The sequence below is a fragment of the Xanthomonas sp. 3307 genome (assembly GCF_014199735.1).
Lineage (GTDB): Bacteria > Pseudomonadota > Gammaproteobacteria > Xanthomonadales > Xanthomonadaceae > Xanthomonas_A > Xanthomonas_A rydalmerensis.
Genome location: NZ_JACHOG010000002.1, coordinates 134170 through 151897, shown reverse-complemented (window position 1 = coordinate 151897; position 17728 = coordinate 134170). Strand labels below are relative to the sequence as shown.

The window sequence follows — 17728 nt, the reverse complement described above, 5'->3', positions numbered from 1 at the left end:
CCCTTGCGGCGCGCCGCGTCCGCTCGCAGGCTCAGCGCTTCCACATCCGCGCCTGCCGCGGCGGCAGGCTGAAGGTGTAGCTGCCGCTGGAAATGCGCACCACGCTGCCGGAGCCCAGCGCATCGGTGTAGTCGACGTTCCAGCGCAGCACGCTGCCGTTCATCGGTACGGCGGCGGTGACGGTAGTGCCGCACTTGTTGATGCCGACGATGCCCAGGTCGCCGCGGCGGAACAGCAGGTAGCAGGCGCCGTGCGCCAGCACCTGCATGTCGCGGCCCTGCGCGGCGTTGTGGAAGCCGACCATGCGCTTGAGGTCGTCGCGCTGGTAGGCGTTGACCCAGCGGTTGTCGCCGCTCTCGTTGTTGTCCGAGTACACCATCGGCACGCCGCCGTCGCGGCCGAGCAGGTAGGCGTAGGCCAGGGTCTCGTCGACCGGGTCCATGATCGCGTAGCGGAAGCCGGCGTTGTTGGGGATGTCGTGGGTGATGGCGAAGGTCACCGCACGTGCGCCGGGCAGCGCCTGGCCGTAGGCGCCCGGGTCCACCAGCTGGTCCATGCTGCCGCCATAGGCGAAGGCGTTGCGCACCGAGTTGAACAAGGGGAAGTCGTAGGCCGCGTGCGGGGTGGCCTGCAGGTACGGCGCCAGGAACTGGTCGTAGTCGGAATTGCCGCTGCCGCCGCCGGTGATGACTTCGCCGAACACCAGCACGCCGGAGCGCACCTGCGCATCGAGCACCTTGTTCAAATGGTCGAAGGTCATGTGCTTGGCCGCATCGATGCGGAAGCCGGTCACGCCCAGTGCCTTCAGCGCCAGCAGATAGTTGCGCTGCTGCTGCACCACCCAGTCGTTGCCGACCAGGTCCGGCAGGCCGGGATCGTTGCCGCCGCCGCAGATGCGGTAGGTGCGCACCTGGTAGGGGTCGTTGTAGTTGGTGATGCATTGCGCCGGGCCGAAATCGCTGGCGCTGAGGAAGTTCTGCGAGAGGTCGCCGAACAGCCGCAGCGACGCATAGCGCTGCGGATTGGCGGCGTACTGGCCGAGCACCGCGCTGCCCGGGTAGTTCAGGTCCGAGCGCGTGGCCGCTTCGTTGGCCATGTGGTTGAGCACCACGTCGGCATAGGTCTCCACGCCCACCGCCTTCAGTGCCTGCACCATGCTGGCGAAGGCGTCGGTGTCGCCGAGCGGGTTGTCGATCAGGCGCATGTCCTGCGGCTGGTAGCGCGCCCACCAGGCGTCGCCCTGCGAGCGGTAGGCCGGTGCCACCAGCACCTTGCGGTAGCCGGCGGCGGCGATCTGCGCGGCGCGCGCTTCCACGGTGGCGTACGGCCAGTTGAAGGCATGCAGGATGACGTCGGCCTGGGCGCTGGCGGTGGCCAGGAGCAGCAGCAGGCCGAGCAGCAGGCTGCGCCAGCGATGCAGGCGCAGCAGACGATTTGCAGCGGCGGATGGGACGCGCATCGTTCGATCTCCTCGTTGCGTGGGCGCAGGCAGGAACGCCTGCAGGACAGGGGCGTGACGTCGCCGCGGGGCTGGCATGCGGCGGGAGGATGCTAAGCGCGCATCGCGGCGCAACATGCGCGCGCTACATACGTATTCATGGCGACAGCGCGCGAAAGCGGGATCGGCATCCGTTTCCGCACCGACACGCCGCCGATACCGGGTTCCGGCGTGTGCAGCAACGCAGCGGGTGCGCTTTGCTACAGTCGCCGCCCTCACCTGTCGACGCGGAGCCGCACCATGACCAGCGCAGCCTTCTATCCGATCGGAACGCCCGGCGTGCCCTGGGGCCCCGCAGAGAAGGCGGCTTGGCTGGCTACACAGTCGCGCCGGCGCAGCTACCAGGACGAGGTGGTCGCCGCCATCGAAGGCATGCGCGGGCAGTGGGAGGTAGTCGCGTACGGGCAACTGGCGTATGCGCAGGAGCGTTATCCGCTGCTGGCCTTGCGCAGTCGCAACTGGGACGACGCCTTGCCGTGCATGCTGGTCACCGGCGGCGTGCATGGCTACGAGACCAGCGGCGTGCATGGCGCGCTGCAGTTCGCGCAGCAGCATGCCGACGCGTATGCCGGCCGCGCCAACGTGCTGGTGGCGCCGTGCGTGAGCCCCTGGGCGTACGAACGCATCCACCGTTGGAACGCCGATGCGCTGGATCCCAACCGTTCGTTCCGCGCCGACAGCCCGGCGCAGGAGTCGGCCGCGCTGCTGCGCCTGGTGGCGCCGCTGCGCGATCGGGTGCGCATGCACATCGACCTGCACGAGACTACCGACAGCGACGAGTCCGAGTTCCGTCCGGCGCTGGCCGCGCGCGATGGCATCGCCTACGAGCCGGGCGGCATTCCCGACGGTTTCTACCTGGTCGGCGACAGCGAGAATCCGCAGCCGGCGTTCCAGCAGGCGGTGCTGGCCGCGGTGGCGCAGGTCACCCATATCGCACCGGCCGATGCCGCCGGCGAACTGATCGGCACGCCGCTGGCCGCGCCGGGTGTCATCAACTATCCGGTGAAGCGGCTGGGCCTGTGCGCGGGCATCACCGACGCGCGCTACACCACCACCACCGAGGTATACCCGGACAGCGCCAGCGCGACGCCGGAGCAGTGCAATGCCGCGCAGGCGGCGGCGGTGCGCGCGGCGATCGATTACGCCTTGGCGCATCCCTAACCGGAAGCGTGGTGCGTAGCATCCGTAGGAGCGGCTTCAGCCGCGACGGCATTGCCGGTAACGCCCGTCGCGGCTGAAGCCGCTCCTATCCTGGTTTCCCATGCTGAGGCTGATGCGCCAGATACGCATCGGGATCTGGCGGCACGGTGGGCACCGGCCGTGCCGCGCGCTACGCTTGTCCGCCCTCGTTCGCCAAGTCCGCCATGTCCATCGTCCTCACGCCGTTCGCCCGCACGCGCCTGTTCCCGCGCGATGGCCGCCGCAATGCGATCCAGGACTGCACGCCGGAACAGTTCGAGCAGCATCTCAACGCGCACGCGCCGCTGCAGGTGCTCGACGGCTACGCGCCATTCTGCAAGTTGCACGTGCACCGCAACTGGACCTCGACGCGCTGCCTGACCGTGCCGATCACCGACGCCAACCGGCGCCTGCTGCGTTCCGGCTACGAGGCGCGCAGTCGCGAGGAACTGCCGGTACTGGTGCGCTGGTTCGAAGGGGTCGAGCCGCCGGTGGCGGAGTACCTGCTGCCCATCCTCTACAGCCGCGAACAACTCGCCCACGAGGGCGCGCCGATCGAGGCGGACTGGGGCGTGGTCGGTTGCCTGTACACCGCCGAGCCGCAGGAGATCCCGATGGCGCCGATCACCATGCTGCGCAATGCGCTGGGCGTGGAGGAGGGTGGCTCCGGCGTTCCGTTGGATCGCGACGCCTATCGACGCAGCGTGGCGTTCTGGGAATACAACGCCAACTGGCGGCCGTAAGCCCGGCTCGCACGTGTCGATGCCCAGCACGCCGGAAGATGCGTGCGACGGCGATACGCGCGTCGCGGCTTACAGGGCGGCGGCGCGTTCGCCCAACGCTTCGGCCATCCGCCGCGTCGCCTCGCCCCGGTCCACAGGGACGACCAGCAACGGATAGCTGTCGCTGTCGATGTCGAGATGGATCAGTGCCATGCCCTGCGCGTGCAGGCAGCGCGCCGCGAGCGTCAGCGCCTCTTCGTTGCGTGTCTGCGATGCGGCCAGTGGCGACAGCACGTTCCGCATGCCCGCCAGGGGCCGCAGTTCGCCCAGCGCGTGGGCGAGGTCGGCGGCGTCCACTTTCCAATCCACCTCGGTGCACAAGCGCCGGGCGATCAACCCGTCGACCAGGGCTAGCCACGGAGTGACCTGATGGGGCTCTTCGATGCCGCGCTCGAACAGCGATTCTTCGAACCGCTGCAGATAGCGCGCCGGCGCCTCCACGGCGAGCGCAACGTCGTCGCCCAGGTCGTGGTCTTCGGGCGCAACCGTGTCGCAGATGGACGTCCAGCTGTCGCGGGCAGGGTGCATGGCCTCTCTCCTTGTACGGGCCATTGTCGATGCACCGTCGTGCCGGCAGCAACACCGGGCTGCCGTGGCCGCACCGGGGCGCCGTCCGTTCGCGTGCGGCTTGCTCGCATACCGCGCGTACCTCGCCGGTATCCGCATGGCTCGTCCCTCATGCCGTCGCGCTTGTGTATGCCGACACGCAGTGCTGCACCAGTGCACGCAGCTGTTCACTGGCGCATGCATACAGGAGAAAACCACGCGCGATCGGCCGCTTTGAACGCGAACACCCGTCCGTTCATCGGCCTGGCGCGGGATGGCCATCAAGTTTGCGGGCGACGGGACGATAGCGATGGGGTGGGCCGCCATGCAGCCGCGCCGGGACGTGATGCCCGGCCGCGCGTCGTGGCCCGGTGGGGAAGGCGTCCCGGGCAGATCATCGGCAACGGACACGGCGCGCTCGCGCCGCGCGCTGCGGTGAGCTGCCGCGTGGCGCGTTCCCCGCGACCGTATTCCCTCTCCCCGCCAAGGAAGCCCTCATGTCCACTCCGTCGCCGCATCGCCGTCGCGGCAGCGTCGCCAAACGCCTGATGCTGGGTACCGGCCTGCTCGCGCTGGCCTGTTTCGGCCTGACCGCGATGATCATCTACTGGCGCAGCAGCGATGCATTGCTGTCGACCTCGCGCACCAGCATCGAGAACCTGGCGCAACTGGAAGCGCAGCGCGTGTCGCGCGAGATCGGCGTTGCCTTCGACGCCAGCGACGCGCTGGCCAACAGCTTCCGCGTGCAGCACGCCGTTGGTTTGTCGCGTGCCACCGCCACTGCGGTGTTGCGCAGCCAGCTCGACGCGCATCCGCAATGGCTGGGCATCAGCACGATGTGGGAGCCGGACGCGTTCGACGGCAACGACAAGGCCTTCGTCGGTGCCGAGGGCCACGATGCCACCGGCCGCTACATGACCTGGTGGTCGCGGCAGAACGGCAAGCTGGTGCGCGAGGCGCTGCGCGACTACGAAAAGCCCGGCGACGGCGACTGGTACCTGCTGGCGCGCAATACGCACAAGCCGGTGGTGATCGAGCCGTACTACTACCCGGTGGCCGGCAAGGACACGTTGATGACCACGCTGGCCACGCCGATCCTGGAGAACGGCCGCTTCCTGGGTGTGGTTACCGTCGACTTCACCCTGGATACGCTGCAGCAGCGCATCGCCGCGCTGCGGCCGATGGGCGAGGGCTACGCCAGCCTGTTGTCGCCGTTGGGCATGGTGATGGCCAGCCGCGATCCGCAGCAGGTCGGCAAGACCCGCAACGACGCCTGGTCCAAGGACATGCTCGCGCGCGTGGCCAAGGGCGAGGTGGTATTCGACCATCGCCGCGCCGACGGCGAGGATGCATTGAACGTGTTCGTGCCGCTGAAGATCGGCGATGCGCCGCAGGCGTTCGCGCTGGGTATCTCGGTGCCGTATGCGCTGGTCATGGCCAAGGCGCGTGCGCTGTTGTGGACCATCGCCGCGGTCGGCCTGCTCTCGGCGTTGTTGCTGAGCGGTGCGCTGTACCTGTTGCTGCGCCGGCAGGTGCTCGATCCGCTGGCCGAGGCGGTGCGCGTGTCCTCGGCGGTCGCCGCCGGGCGCCTGGACAGCCAGGTCCGCCACCGTCGCGACGACGAACTGGGCCAGCTGCTGGATGCGATGGGCAGCATGCAGACGCAGTTGCAGGCGGTGATGCAGGCCCAGGCGGAGATGGCGCAGCGCCACGACGCCGGCGAGATGAGTTACCGGATGGACGCCGAGCGCTTCCCCGGCGAATACGGGCGCATGGTCCACGGCACCAACGCGCTGGTCGCCGCGCACGTGGACGTGCAGCGGCGCCTGGTCGAGGTGATGTCGCAGTACGCGATCGGCAACATGCAGGTGGACATGGAACCGCTGCCGGGCGAGAAGGCGGCGATCACCGAGGCAATGCGCACCACCAAGCACAGCCTGCAGGCGATCAACCAGGCCATCACCGAACTGGCGCAGGCCGCGGCCTCCGGCGACTTTTCCCGGCGCGGCGATGCCGAACGCTTCCAGTACGACTTCCGCGGCATGGTGGTCGGGCTGAACCGGCTGATGGAGCTGACCGAAGGCAATCTCTCGGCCTTGTCGGCGCTGTTGCGCGCCGTGGCGCAGGGCGACCTCACCGCGCGCATGCACGGCGAATTCCATGGCGTGTTCGCGCAGATGCGCGACGACGCCAATGCCACCGTGGAGCAGCTGACCGGCATCGTCGGTCGCATCCAGCAGGCCACCACCGCGATCAACACCGCCGCCGGCGAGATCGCGGCCGGCAATGACGACCTGTCGCGGCGTACCGAGCAGCAGGCGGCGAATCTGGAAGAGACCGCGGCCTCGATGGAGGAGCTGACCTCCACGGTGAAGCAGAACGCCGAGCATGCGCACCAGGCCAATCGCCTGGCGCAGGACACCGCCGGTGTGGCGTCGCGCGGTGGCGCGGTGGTCGAGCAGGTGGTGGAGACCATGACCGGCATCGCCGCCGCGTCGAAGAAGATGGCCGAGATCATCGGTGTGATCGACGGCATCGCCTTCCAGACCAACATCCTGGCGCTCAACGCCGCGGTGGAAGCCGCGCGCGCCGGCGAGCAGGGTCGCGGCTTCGCGGTGGTGGCGAGCGAGGTGCGTGCGCTGGCGCAGCGGTCGGCGACCGCGGCACACGAGATCAAGGGCCTGATCGATACCTCGGTCGGCAAGATCGACGACGGCACCGCGTTGGTGAACGGCGCCGGCGACACCATGCGCGAGGTGGTGGCCAGCGTGCGTCGGGTCACCGACATCATGAGCGAGATCGCCGCCGCTTCGCAGGAGCAGAGCGCCGGCATCGAACAGGTCGGCAAGACCATCGTGCAGATGGACGAGGTGACCCAGCAGAACGCCGCGCTGGTCGAGGAGGCCACCGCGGCGGCGCGGGCGATGGAGGAGCAAGCCGAGGAACTGCAGCGCGCGGTGGCGTTGTTCAAGCTCGCGGCGCCATCGCCGGGCGGCCTGGGGACCTCGGGCCGGACGCGGCTGGAGCTGGCGTCGTGAGGGCCGTGCGCACGGGAGTGCTCCTGCTCGCGTTGGGCGCCGCTGCACCGGCCTGGGCCGGGACCGCCAGCGCCAATCTGGCGGCGACCTCGAACTACGTTTCGCGCGGTTTCGAGCAGAGCTGGGGCCGGCCGGTGCTGCAGGGCGGGCTGGACGTGGCCGCCGACAGCGGCTGGTATGCCGGCACCTGGGCGTCGGGCGTGAATTCGTACTTCATCGAAGGCGGGCACGTGGAGTGGGACGTATATGCCGGCTATGCGGCCAGCCATGGCGACTGGGGCTGGCGCGCCGGCGTCTACCACTACGCGTATCCCGGCGCGCGCATGAGCGCCAGCGGCACCCGCTACGACTACGGCGAAGCCATCGTCGCCGGGCACTGGCGGACGGTGGAGCTGTCCTACGCCAGCACCTGGACGCGCGACTACTTCGGCTACAACAGCGCCACGCTGGGCGTCGGCCAGGGCCAGCACTCGCGCGGCTCCGGCTATCTGGCGCTGGACGCCACGCTGCCGCTGGCGTCGGACTGGCAGGCGAGCATGCATGCGGGCCATCAGCACGTGCGCAACTTCGCCGACTACGGCTGGACCGACGCGCGCGTGGGCCTGAGCCGCACTTGGCGCGGCACCGAGTTCGGGCTGGCCTATTCGCGGGCCTGGAACAGCGCCGGGGTCTACCGCCGCTATACCACTGGCGTGCCGGATGGCGATGGCCGGGTGCATGTCACCAATCCGATCGACGGCGCCTGGTCGTTCACCATCAAGCGCAATTTCTCGCTGTAGCCGGGTGGCGATCAGCCGTCGACGGACGGCGCGAACGCCTCCACGGCGAGCCGGTCCAGGTAGGCGCGCAGGCGTTGTTCGCGTTGTGCTGGTTCGCTCGGTAGCGGGCGCGCTTGCGCGCCGTTGCTGCCGCGCGCATGCACGCGCGGATACGGCTGTGTCGGCACCGGCACGCCGAGGAAGGCGCACAGCGGTTCCCAGCCGCTCTGCGCGTCGGTGTCGAGTACCAGCAGGCGATGTGCCGGTACGTTGGCGATGACGGCCTGGTTCCAGCGGTGGAAGTAGTCGGTCATGAAGCCGCGATCGTCGATGCGTGTGGCGAACCCGCGGCGCAGGAACTGGCTCAGACGTTGGCCATCAGGGCCGAACAAGGCCGGCACGCTGCCGTCGCTGGCGAAGATGGTGCTGCGCACAGAATCGAACCACGCATCGGCATCGCGCACGGTCAGGATCACCTGGGCCTGCGGATAGCGTGCGACCAGCTCGGGCCAGAAGCAGCAGCCGGGATAATCGACGGTGGCGGTGTAGCCGGCGAACAGCGCTTCCCAATCCGCCTGCCCGTCGATCGCCGCGTCCCACAGCGGCAAGGCCTGGCGCAGGTTCGCGGCCAGTTCCATGGCGTGATAGCAGCGGCCCAGGCCCAGATGCTCCAGCGCCACTTTCAGCGACAGGGTACCGGTGCGGCCGAGGCCGGCGCCGATGATGCGCAGGCTCATGCCGACGCCCCTGCGCCCTGCGCCAGCCACTGCGCGGCCTCGCGGCCCAGTTCGGCCTGCGCGCGCGCCTCATAGTCGGCGGCGACGGCCGCCGGCAACAGCGTGCGCCAGCGGCCGCTGCGGCCCTGGTTGAAGAAGGCCTTGCCGCCCTCGCGCCACAGCCCGGCGCCCTGCGGCACGTAGCGTGCGGCGTGTTGGCGCATGTAGCCGAACTGGCAGTGCGCCAGGATCGTCTCCCAGGTCGCCTCGCGTACCGGGATCTCCAGGAACGTGGCGATGCGCCGCACCTGTGCGGGCAGATCCTCCAGCAGGTCGGCGTAGTGCACCAGCAGCACATTGGGCTGCGCGCGCTGCTGCCACCAGCTGCGCACGCCTTCCCAGAACGGCCAGAACGGCGCGCCGTCGTGGGCCAGCCAATGCGCCACATAGGCGTCCACCGGCAGGCTCGGCGGCGGCACTACGCGCAGCTTGCCGGGTTCGGCCGCGCCGGCGTCCAGCCGCGCCTGCGCATCCTGGCTGACCGCGCATTGGTGGTCGTACAGACTGAGCGCGATGTCGCGGCCATCGCGGCCGATGTACAGATACTTGGCGCGATCGCTGACCGCCAATGCATCGGCCGGCAAATGGGTCTTGATGAAGCGCCGGTGGGCCTGTGCCTGCAGCAGCGCGAGCTTGCTGGCGCGGTCCGGGTACACGCCGTCCAACCATGGCGAGATCGCCGACACGTCGACGTCCGCCGCGCCCTCGAACAGCAACTGCGCGACGATCTGCTGCAGCCAGGTGGTGCCGGCCTTGGCGTAGCTGGCGATGACGATGTCGCCGTCGCGGAAGGCCAGCGCGTTCCAGGCGGCGGAATCGAAAAAGCGGTTGGGATATTCCCGGGTCTTGGCGAAGGCGGCGGGATCAGCCATGCGGGGCTTCCGGTGTGGGAGCGAGGGGCGCCGTCGCGGTAGGCGACTGGCGAGGCGGGGTTGCCGTGCGCGGGCGCAGGGCGATGCGGACATCGAGCGGACGCAGCACCAGCGCCGGATACGGCCGCGGCTGCGCATCCGCAGCCAGCTGCAGCATGCGCTCGCGCAGCAGGCCGGCCACGACCACGGTCATCTGCACCAGCGCCAGTTGGCTGCCGATGCAACTGCGCGGGCCACCGCCGAAAGGGAAGTAGGTGTAGCGCGCCGGCGCATGTGCGGCGTCCAGCCAGCGTGCCGGCATGAAGCGCTCCGGCGCGGCGAAGTGGCGCGGATCGCGCTGCACCACCCATTGGCTGATGACCAGCTGGGTGCCGCGTGGCACCGCGAAGCCCTCCAGCGTGGTGTCGCGTTGCGCGATGCGCGCGGTTATCCACGCCGGCGGATACAGGCGCATGGCTTCCTTCACGCAGGCGCGCGCCAGCGGCAGGCGTTCGACCAGCGCGTCGTCGCAGGCCGTGGCGGACGCGCTGTCGAGGCCGGGCAGGGCATCGGCTTCCTCCGCCACCGCCTGCGCGATCGAGGGATGCTGGGCCAGCAGCAGCAGCGTCCAGGTCAGGCCGGCCGCCATCGGCTCCAATGCCGACATCAGCATCGCCGCCGCTTCGTCGCGGCACCAGTCGCCCTGGCCCTGCGGATCTTCGCGCTGCAGCAGCTCCAGTACCGAAGCGCCTGTGCCTGCTGAACGCGGCGACACCAGGATCTGCGTCATCGCGCTGTCCAGTTCGCCGCGTGCGGCACGCAGGCGGCGCTTGCCGGCACTCGGCCACCAGGCCGGTGCCGCCGACGGCGTGCGCGTCTGCTGCAGGATCGCATCGACCATCGGCAGCATTCGCAGCAGTGCCGGCGCGTGCGCCGTGTCGCCGAGCAGGAAACCGGCGCCCAGTTGCGCACAAAGCGCCGTCATCGTCAGCCGCAGATCCTGGGCGTGGGCGCTGTCATTGCGCGCTTGCAACAACGCTTGCGTGGCAGCGAGCGCCTGCCCGGCGTAGTCGCGCACCAGGCCGGCGCGGAACGCGGGCTGCAGTGCCTGGCGCTTGTGCCGCCAGGCCTCGCCCTCGCTGTTCATCACCGATCCCGGGAATGCGGCGCGGCGCGCACGCGGATCCGGATCCGATTTGGCATAGAGGCTGCCGTCGTCGCCAAGCACCGTGGCAATGGCAGCCGGTGCCGCGATCAGATAGGTGCGCTCGGCGATCTGCACTACGTCGCCATGCTCGCGTGCGCTGCGTTGCAGGAATTCCAGGGGATCGGCGGCGAAGGCCTGCCGATTGCCGAACGCCCAGTGCCCGCGCGGCCCTGGTGGCAGTCGCTGCGCCTCGGTCACGCGAAGATCCGCATGGTGACGCGCCGCGAAACGGAAGCTGGCATGTGTCGCATGGCGAACGAAGCGCGTGGCCGGGCGAAGAGAAGCGCCGCGAGAGGGCGGACGATTGCCCCCTCTCGCACAGGCACGCCACACGACGGTGGCGGGAAGGTCAGTAGGTGTAGATGTAGCCGAGCTTGCGGCCGCCGAGGCTCTGCACCCAGCGCGACAGCGAATCAAAAAGGCGTTTCATGGCGATACTCCTGATTGAACGGGGGATCTGTTGCGGTTGTCGCGTCTGTCACCGTGACAGACGCGGGAAAAGCATCCCTGCTTGGGTGTGGCGACGCAAGCGAAAGACTGAAGCGCGGCCAACTGCAATGCGCCTGTCATCTGCTGCGCCGTGCCGTGTATTGCACGCAGTCGCCGTTCATTGCAGCGCCTGCCATGCACGGCGTTGCCTGTGCGACGCGCCATCCCGTCGCATCAGTGCGTGCTATCGTCGCGCCACTTCGGCAACGAGTGGCTACGGATGCCCGTGACCCACGACTACGACCGCCTGGCCGCGATCTACGACCGGTTCTACGATCGCTGGCCCGACGTCGTCACGCAGCAGTGCGTCGGTGTCCTCGCCGAGCTGGCCGCGGGCCGTGCGGCACTGGAACTGGGCATCGGCACCGGCCGCCTCGGCTTGCCGCTTGCGCATCGCGATGTGCCGGTCACCGGCATCGACAACGCGCCGGCGATGCTCGAGGCCTTGCGCGCCAAACCCGGCAGCGAACGCCTGCAGCTGGTCTGCGCCGACTTCGCCGACATGCCCGTGTCCGGGCCGTTCGGCCTGATCTATGCGGTGGCGGCATTCGGTTATCTGCTGACTCAGGCCGAGCAGTTGCGTTGCATGGTCAACGCGGCGCGCTGCCTGGCGCCGGACGGGCGTCTGTTGATCCAGACCGCGGTGCCGGGGGCAGAGGTGTTCGACGGCGGCGGCAAGGTCAGCCAGGTGCTGGACGTGCCGGATACCGACGGCGACGGCGCGGCGGTGATGCTGGTGTGCTCGCAGCCCGATCCGCTGCAGCAACGCATCGACCAGCGCGTGGTGGTGCTGGGTGAGTCCGGCACGCGCATCTTCCGCGAGCGCCGCCGCTACGTGTGGCCGTCCGAATTGGACCTGATGGCGCAGATCGCCGGCCTGCGTCTTGAAGCGCGCTGGAGCGACTGGGCACGTGCGCCGTATCACGCGCGCAGCCGCATCCAGATTTCGGTGTACGTGCCGGCTGGCGAGCGCAGGATCTGAAAGACTTGCGCCGTCTCAGGCACTAGATGGCGATGTCCGGTGTGTGCGTTGCGGAATCTGCAGTGGGGCCATGTCACCTTTGGCGCCTGCGTGTCCATGCCGATGCGATACCGGTCGATACCGTTGGTGTCATGGGCGAACCGCGCCTGCAGCCGCGCCGCATCGTGTTTGGTCTGGTCGACGCTCGTGCCACGACCAAGCACGGTGCGATTGGCTTCGCGATCGCCAGTTTGCTGCGGGAGTCACTCAGCATGTCATCTTCCGGCAGCGAAGTGCCGCGCTAGCAGGCGCGAGGGGGGCAGTTGTAGCAAATCAGTCGGGGTGGGGCTTCGCGCGCCCATGTCCCTGTCAGCATCGCATCGATCAGGTTGGCGCGCCGGCCTTGATGTTAGGCATCGCGTGCATAGCCTGCCTCGCGTTGCGCGCGGATCGCCAGGACAAAGACGGTATCCAGCGCAACCACGTATCGGTAGAGGGCAATATATCCGTGAGCGCCTTGGCCAATGACCAGTTCACGCACATCATGGCGCGTCAGCCGGCCGATCAGCGGATTGTCCGTCAGCACGTTCGATGCGCTGACGATCTCGCTCAGACGCTCTTGGATATGTTCGGCTTCGTGTTGTTCCAGATGGCCGATGATGCGCCGTAGGTCCTCGTTGACAGATGGCAGGAACTCGACGTGCGCCATGCTATTTCGCGAACTTGCGGGGGACGGGAGGGGGAGTGTCCTTGCCCTCAATGCGTTCCATCAGATAACGGCGCATCTCGTCCCAGGGAATGCTCTCGCCGGTCTCGAGGAATTGGCCCCAACGGCGCTCGGCCTCTGCATGGAAGTCGACGCGCCGCTCGGCCAGCTCGGCCTTCTCGGCGATGGCTTCCAGGATGAAGTTGTGCGACGTGGTGCCGGCCGCTTCCGCAGCCTTGGCGATGCGGGCCTTGAGCGCGTCCGGCAGGCGGATGGTGGTGGTGCTCATGGGGAGCTCCAGGCGATTGGTGTGGAATCAATGTAGCACAGGTGTGGTACAGGCGGCCTGGCCGGACAGCCGCCTTCGGTCAGCTTGCCGGAAAGTCCGTTTGGAGCAGGGATTGGCTCAGCGATGCCGGCAGTTTTCGCTCGATACGAATTCCTAGCCTCCCGAGCATGTTCCTAGCCTCCCGACCATGCGCTCGCAGCACCGACCGCACAAAAAACGGGCGCCTCACGGCGCCCGTTCTTGTCTGCATGGCGATGTCTTGCCAACGGCTCAGTAGCGGTAGTGCTCCGGCTTGAACGGGCCGTCGACCGGCACGCCCAGGTAGGCGGCCTGCGCGTCGGTGAGCTTGGTCAGCTTCACGCCGATCTTCTCCAGGTGCAGGCGCGCCACTTCCTCGTCCAGCTTCTTCGGCAGGCGGTATACCTGCTTCTCGTAGCTGTCCTTGTTCTGCCACAGGTCGATCTGCGCCAGGGTCTGGTTGGCGAAGCTGTTGGACATCACGAAGCTGGGATGGCCGGTGGCGCAGCCCAGGTTGACCAGGCGGCCTTCGGCCAGCAGGAAGATCGCATTGCCGTTGGGCAGCACGAACTTGTCCACCTGCGGCTTGATGTTGATCTTCTGCACGCCAGGCAGCTTGTACAGCGCCTCGACCTGGATCTCGTTGTCGAAATGGCCGATGTTGCAGACGATGGCCTGGTCCTTCATCTGCGTCAGGTGCTCGATGCGGATGATGTCCTTGTTGCCGGTGGTGGTGACGTAGATGTCGGCCTGGCCGAGGGTGTCCTCGACGGTGTTGACCTCGAAGCCTTCCATCGCCGCCTGCAGCGCGCAGATCGGGTCGATCTCGGTGACGATGACGCGGGCGCCGTAGGCGCGCAGGCTGTGCGCCGAGCCCTTGCCGACGTCGCCGTAGCCGCACACCACCGCGACCTTGCCGGCCAGCATCACGTCCATCGCGCGCTTGAGGCCGTCGGCCAGCGACTCGCGGCAGCCGTACAGGTTGTCGAACTTGCTCTTGGTCACCGAGTCGTTGACGTTGATCGCCGGGATCAGCAGGGTGCCGGCTTCGGCCAGCTGGTACAGGCGGTGCACGCCGGTGGTGGTTTCCTCGGAGACGCCCTTCCAGTCCTTGACCACGCGGGTCCAGTAGCCGGGACGCTCCACCGCCACGCGCTTGAGCAGGTTCTTGATCACCTGCTCTTCGTGCGAGGACGCCGGTTCGTCGACCCACTTGGAGCCGTTCTCAAGCTCGTAGCCCTTGTGGATCAGCAGGGTCACGTCACCGCCGTCGTCCACCACCAGCTCCGGCCCGGTCTGGGTGCCGTCGGGCAGGGTGAAGGTCAGCGCGTCGAGGGTGCAGTCCCAGTATTCCTCCAGGGTCTCGCCCTTCCAGGCGAACACGGGGGTGCCGGTGGCGGCGATCGCCGCGGCGGCGTGGTCCTGGGTGGAGAAGATGTTGCACGAGGCCCAGCGCACGTCGGCGCCGATGTCCTTCAGCGTCTCGATCAGCACCGCGGTCTGGATGGTCATGTGCAGCGAGCCGGTGACGCGCACGCCGGCCAGCGGCTTGGCGGTGGCGTACTGGCGGCGGATCGACATCAGGCCCGGCATCTCGTGCTCGGCGATGTCCAGTTCCTTGCGGCCCCAATCGGCCAGGGAAATGTCGGCGACCTTGTAGTCGCCCTCGGTGGAAAAGCGCTTGAGTGCAGCGTTCATCGATAAAGCTCCGGTCAATGGCGAGAAACTCGCGAAGTCCGGGCGCCGTTGTCGCTCAAGCCTCGCGCCGAGCCTGGCCGGATCTGGAGACGGGGAACGCGGTCTCGATCCGGTCGCAGCGCCCCTCGGCGCAAGGGGTAACCGATTATAGCGGCTGCCGCGTGTGGCGCTTGAACACGCGGTCAGAACGTGGATGACACGCCCAGGCCCAACCATCGACAGGGGGCGCTCGACGCCGGCCCTGCTACCGTCGTCGGTTCGAACGATGCGAAGGAGAGGGGAGAGATGAACCAGATCACAGTGCGCGGGCGCCGCCGCGTCGCCAGGCCGGTCTGCGGCCTGCTGTGCGCGGCCCTGGCCGCCGCCGGCAGTGCCGCCGCCAACGCGGCCTCGGCACCTGCGGCGGCGGCCACCGCCGATCCGGCCGACAGCGGCTATCAACTGCCGTCGGCGCCGCTGCAGGCCATCGTCGACGCACCGCGGCCGCCGCAACTGTCGCTGAGTCCCCGACGCGATCTGGCGGCGATGCTGCAGTTGCCCGCGCTGCCCGGCATCGCGCAGGTCGCGCAGCCGGAACTCAAGCTCGCCGGCCTGCGCATCCATCCGCGCACCCGCTCGCAGAGCCGGTTCGTCTTCGGCGACAAACTGTGGTTGCTGCGCATCGCCGACGGCAGCGAGCTGCGCATCGACGGCCTGCCGTCGCCGCTGTCGATCGCCGGCATGGCCTGGGCGCCGGACCAGCGTCATCTGGCCTTCAACCGGGTCGACGCACGCAACGGCGCCAACGAGCTGTGGGTGGTGGACATCGCCGCGCAGCGAGCGCGGCGGATCGCCGAGCGGCTGAACACGGTGTCCGGCGACGGTTACGCATGGATGCCCGACAGCCGCCAGTTGCTGGTGCTGCTGCAGCCGCAGGAGCAGGGCGCGGCGCCGCCCGCCGATGCAGTGCCGACCGGGCCGGCGGTGCAGCAGACCGCGGGCGGTGGCGCCACCGCCTTGCGCACCTATCAGGACCTGCTGAAGAACGAGGCCGACGCGCGCCAGTTCGACGATCAACTGCGCGCGCAGCCGGCGCTGGTCGATGTCGACGGGCAGGTGCAGCGCATCGCCAACCCGGACCTGTACCTGTCGCTGGCGCCGTCGCCGGACGGCCGCTATCTGCTGGCGCAGCGCCTGCAGCGGCCGTTCTCCTACCTGGTGCCGGCCAGTGGCTTCCCGCGCACCATCGAGGTGCTCGACCGCGCCGGCAAGCCGGTGCACACGCTGGCGCAGCTGCCGCTGGTGGAAGGCCTGCCGACCGGCAACGATGCGGTGCGCACCGGCGTGCGCGACATCGACTGGCGCAGCGACGCGCCGGCCACCCTGGTCTGGGCGGAAGCCCAGGACGGCGGCGACCCGGCGCGCGAAGCGGCCGTGCGCGACGCGGTGATGATGCAGGCGGCGCCGTTCAAGGCGCCGCCGGTGACGCTGGCGCGCCTGCAGTCGCGCTTTGCCGGCATTGCCTGGGGCCGCGGCGATCTGGCCCTGATCGACGAGTTCTGGTGGAAGACGCGGCAGACCAAGCAGTGGCGCGTGGCCCCGGACCATCCCGCGCAGGCGCCGCAGCTACTGGCGCAGCGTTCGCAGGAGGACCGCTACGCAGATCCCGGCACGCCGGTGACGGAGCGCGATGCCGCCGGCAACCCGCGCCTGTTGATCGCCGCCGATGGCCACAGCCTGTTCCTGCGCGGCGAAGGCGCTTCGCCGCAGGGCGATCGGCCGTTCCTGGACCGCTACGATCTGGACACGCGGAAAAGCACCCGCCTGTTCCAGTCGCAGGCGCCGTACTACGCGGTGCCGCAGGCTCTGCTCGACGACAGCGGTCAGCGCCTGCTGATCACCCGCGAGACGCCGCAGGAGCCGCGCAATTTCTATCGGCTCGACAGCGCGAACGCCGAGCCGGTGGCGCTGACTCGCTTCACCCATCCCACGCCGCAGTTGCGCGACGTGCACAAGGAGCAGATCCGCTACCGGCGCAAGGACGGCGTGGAGCTGACCGCGACCCTGCTGTTGCCGCCGGGCTACGACGCCAAGCGCGACGGCCCGCTGCCGATGCTGATGTGGGCCTACCCGGGCGAGTTCAAATCCGCCGATGCCGCCAGCCAGGTCACCGATTCGCCGTATCGGTTCAATGCGATCGGCTACTGGGGGCCGCAGGCGTTCCTGGCGCTGGGCTATGCGGTGCTCAACGACCCGTCGATGCCGATCGTGGGCGAGGGCGCGCGCGAACCCAACGACACCTATGTCGAGCAACTGGTCGCCGATGCGCAGGCGGCGGTGGACGAGGTGGTGCGGCGCGGCGTCGCCGATCGCGATCGCATCGCCATCGGCGGGCATTCCTACGGCGCCTTCATGACCGCCAACCTGCTCGCGCACACGCGCCTGTTCAAGGCCGGTATCGCCCGCAGCGGCGCCTACAACCGCTCGCTGACGCCGTTCGGCTTCCAGTCCGAGGAGCGCACCTACTGGCAGGCGCAGCCGGTGTACCAGGCCATGTCGCCGTTCAACTACGCCGACCGGATCAAGGATCCGCTGCTGCTGATCCACGGCGCCGAGGACAACAACTCCGGCACCTTCCCGATCCAGAGCGAGCGCATGTACGCGGCGATCAAGGGCAACGGCGGCACCGCGCGGCTGGTGATGTTGCCCAACGAGGCGCATGCCTACCGCGCGCGCGAGTCGGTGCTGCAGATGCTGGCCGAGAGCGAGCGCTGGCTGCGCACCTATCTGGGGCCGGCGCCCACGCCGACTGCGGCAGGCGCTGTGTCGCGCTGAGTCGTGCCTGTGCCACGGCCGCACGTTTTCGTGCAGCCGTGGCACAGAGCACTGCCGTGCGGTGCAAATGGTTCGCTTTGAAACCGTCGCCGCGGCCGACGGGAACGCGATCCCTTTT

The 17728-nt window shown here is 68.8% G+C and carries 15 protein-coding genes and 1 riboswitch; of the genes, 7 read left to right on the top strand and 8 right to left on the bottom strand.

Annotation, left to right across the window (positions count from 1 at the left end):
- Positions 1–31: 31 nt before the first annotated feature.
- A complete protein-coding gene (locus tag GGR64_RS05555) occupies positions 32–1402 on the bottom strand; it encodes an alpha-amylase family protein (RefSeq protein WP_184448490.1) in 1371 nt (456 codons plus the stop codon).
- Between the two features lie 336 nt (positions 1403–1738).
- On the opposite strand from GGR64_RS05555, the gene GGR64_RS05550 reads away from it, so the two are divergent.
- Together GGR64_RS05550 and GGR64_RS05545 are read left to right on the top strand one after the other, a co-directional pair.
- On the top strand, positions 1739–2659 hold the full coding sequence (locus GGR64_RS05550) for a M14 family metallocarboxypeptidase (RefSeq protein ID WP_184644467.1): 921 nt from the start codon (positions 1739–1741) through the stop codon (positions 2657–2659).
- A gap of 203 nt (positions 2660–2862) precedes the next feature.
- Complete coding sequence (locus GGR64_RS05545; protein WP_160966657.1) at positions 2863–3420, top strand: DUF3228 family protein; 558 nt, start codon at positions 2863–2865, stop codon at positions 3418–3420.
- A gap of 69 nt (positions 3421–3489) precedes the next feature.
- Here GGR64_RS05545 and GGR64_RS05540 read toward each other — a convergent pair whose 3' ends face one another.
- Positions 3490–3987 carry a DUF6630 family protein gene (locus GGR64_RS05540; protein ID WP_160966659.1) on the bottom strand — a complete coding sequence of 166 codons (498 nt, stop codon included), beginning with the start codon at positions 3985–3987 and terminating at the stop codon, positions 3490–3492.
- 515 nt (positions 3988–4502) lie between these two features.
- Between GGR64_RS05540 and GGR64_RS20990 the strand changes: the two genes are divergently transcribed.
- Together GGR64_RS20990 and GGR64_RS05530 are read left to right on the top strand one after the other, a co-directional pair.
- Positions 4503–7043, top strand: a complete 2541-nt coding sequence (locus GGR64_RS20990; RefSeq protein ID WP_184644465.1) for a methyl-accepting chemotaxis protein — start codon at positions 4503–4505, stop codon at positions 7041–7043.
- Positions 7044–7060: 17 nt separating this feature from the next.
- Complete coding sequence (locus GGR64_RS05530; RefSeq protein WP_326520307.1) at positions 7061–7822, top strand: TorF family putative porin; 762 nt, start codon at positions 7061–7063, stop codon at positions 7820–7822.
- An 11-nt stretch (positions 7823–7833) separates the two neighbouring features.
- On the opposite strand, the gene GGR64_RS05525 is transcribed toward GGR64_RS05530, so the two are convergent.
- From GGR64_RS05525 to GGR64_RS05515, 3 genes are read right to left on the bottom strand one after another with little or no spacing between them, the layout of a single operon-like run.
- Complete coding sequence (locus tag GGR64_RS05525) at positions 7834–8538, bottom strand: sulfotransferase family protein (protein ID WP_184644461.1); 705 nt, start codon at positions 8536–8538, stop codon at positions 7834–7836.
- Positions 8535–9449 carry a sulfotransferase domain-containing protein gene (locus tag GGR64_RS05520; RefSeq protein WP_184448357.1) on the bottom strand — a complete coding sequence of 305 codons (915 nt, stop codon included), beginning with the start codon at positions 9447–9449 and terminating at the stop codon, positions 8535–8537. Before GGR64_RS05520 ends, GGR64_RS05525 begins: the two co-directional genes overlap by 4 nt.
- The gene (locus tag GGR64_RS05515) at positions 9442–10833 is read right to left on the bottom strand and encodes a cytochrome P450 (protein WP_184644459.1); all 1392 of its coding nucleotides are present in this window, start codon (positions 10831–10833) and stop codon (positions 9442–9444) included. The genes GGR64_RS05520 and GGR64_RS05515 overlap by 8 nt, the downstream gene beginning before the upstream one ends.
- 511 nt (positions 10834–11344) lie before the next feature.
- Between GGR64_RS05515 and GGR64_RS05510 the strand changes: the two genes are divergently transcribed.
- Positions 11345–12106, top strand: a complete 762-nt coding sequence (locus GGR64_RS05510; protein WP_260302851.1) for a class I SAM-dependent methyltransferase — start codon at positions 11345–11347, stop codon at positions 12104–12106.
- Between the two features lie 131 nt (positions 12107–12237).
- Positions 12238–12390 (top strand): hypothetical protein, encoded by a 153-nt coding sequence (locus GGR64_RS05505; RefSeq protein WP_184644450.1) that lies wholly within the window; start codon positions 12238–12240, stop codon positions 12388–12390.
- 104 nt (positions 12391–12494) lie between these two features.
- Here the strand turns inward: GGR64_RS05505 and GGR64_RS05500 are convergent, their stop codons facing one another.
- From GGR64_RS05500 to ahcY, 3 genes are all read right to left on the bottom strand, one after another.
- A complete protein-coding gene (locus GGR64_RS05500) occupies positions 12495–12794 on the bottom strand; it encodes a type II toxin-antitoxin system RelE/ParE family toxin (protein WP_160957430.1) in 300 nt (99 codons plus the stop codon).
- A gap of 1 nt (position 12795) precedes the next feature.
- Complete coding sequence (locus GGR64_RS05495; protein WP_160966673.1) at positions 12796–13080, bottom strand: DUF1778 domain-containing protein; 285 nt, start codon at positions 13078–13080, stop codon at positions 12796–12798.
- A gap of 270 nt (positions 13081–13350) precedes the next feature.
- Positions 13351–14796, bottom strand: coding sequence for an adenosylhomocysteinase (ahcY, locus tag GGR64_RS05490; RefSeq protein WP_160957428.1), 1446 nt, complete (start codon positions 14794–14796; stop codon positions 13351–13353).
- Between the two features lie 33 nt (positions 14797–14829).
- A riboswitch (S-adenosyl-L-homocysteine riboswitch) is annotated at positions 14830–14929 on the bottom strand.
- 152 nt (positions 14930–15081) lie between these two features.
- Here ahcY and GGR64_RS05485 point away from each other — a divergent pair.
- A complete protein-coding gene (locus tag GGR64_RS05485; RefSeq protein ID WP_260302850.1) occupies positions 15082–17610 on the top strand; it encodes a prolyl oligopeptidase family serine peptidase in 2529 nt (842 codons plus the stop codon).
- The last annotated feature ends 118 nt before the right edge of the window (positions 17611–17728 follow it).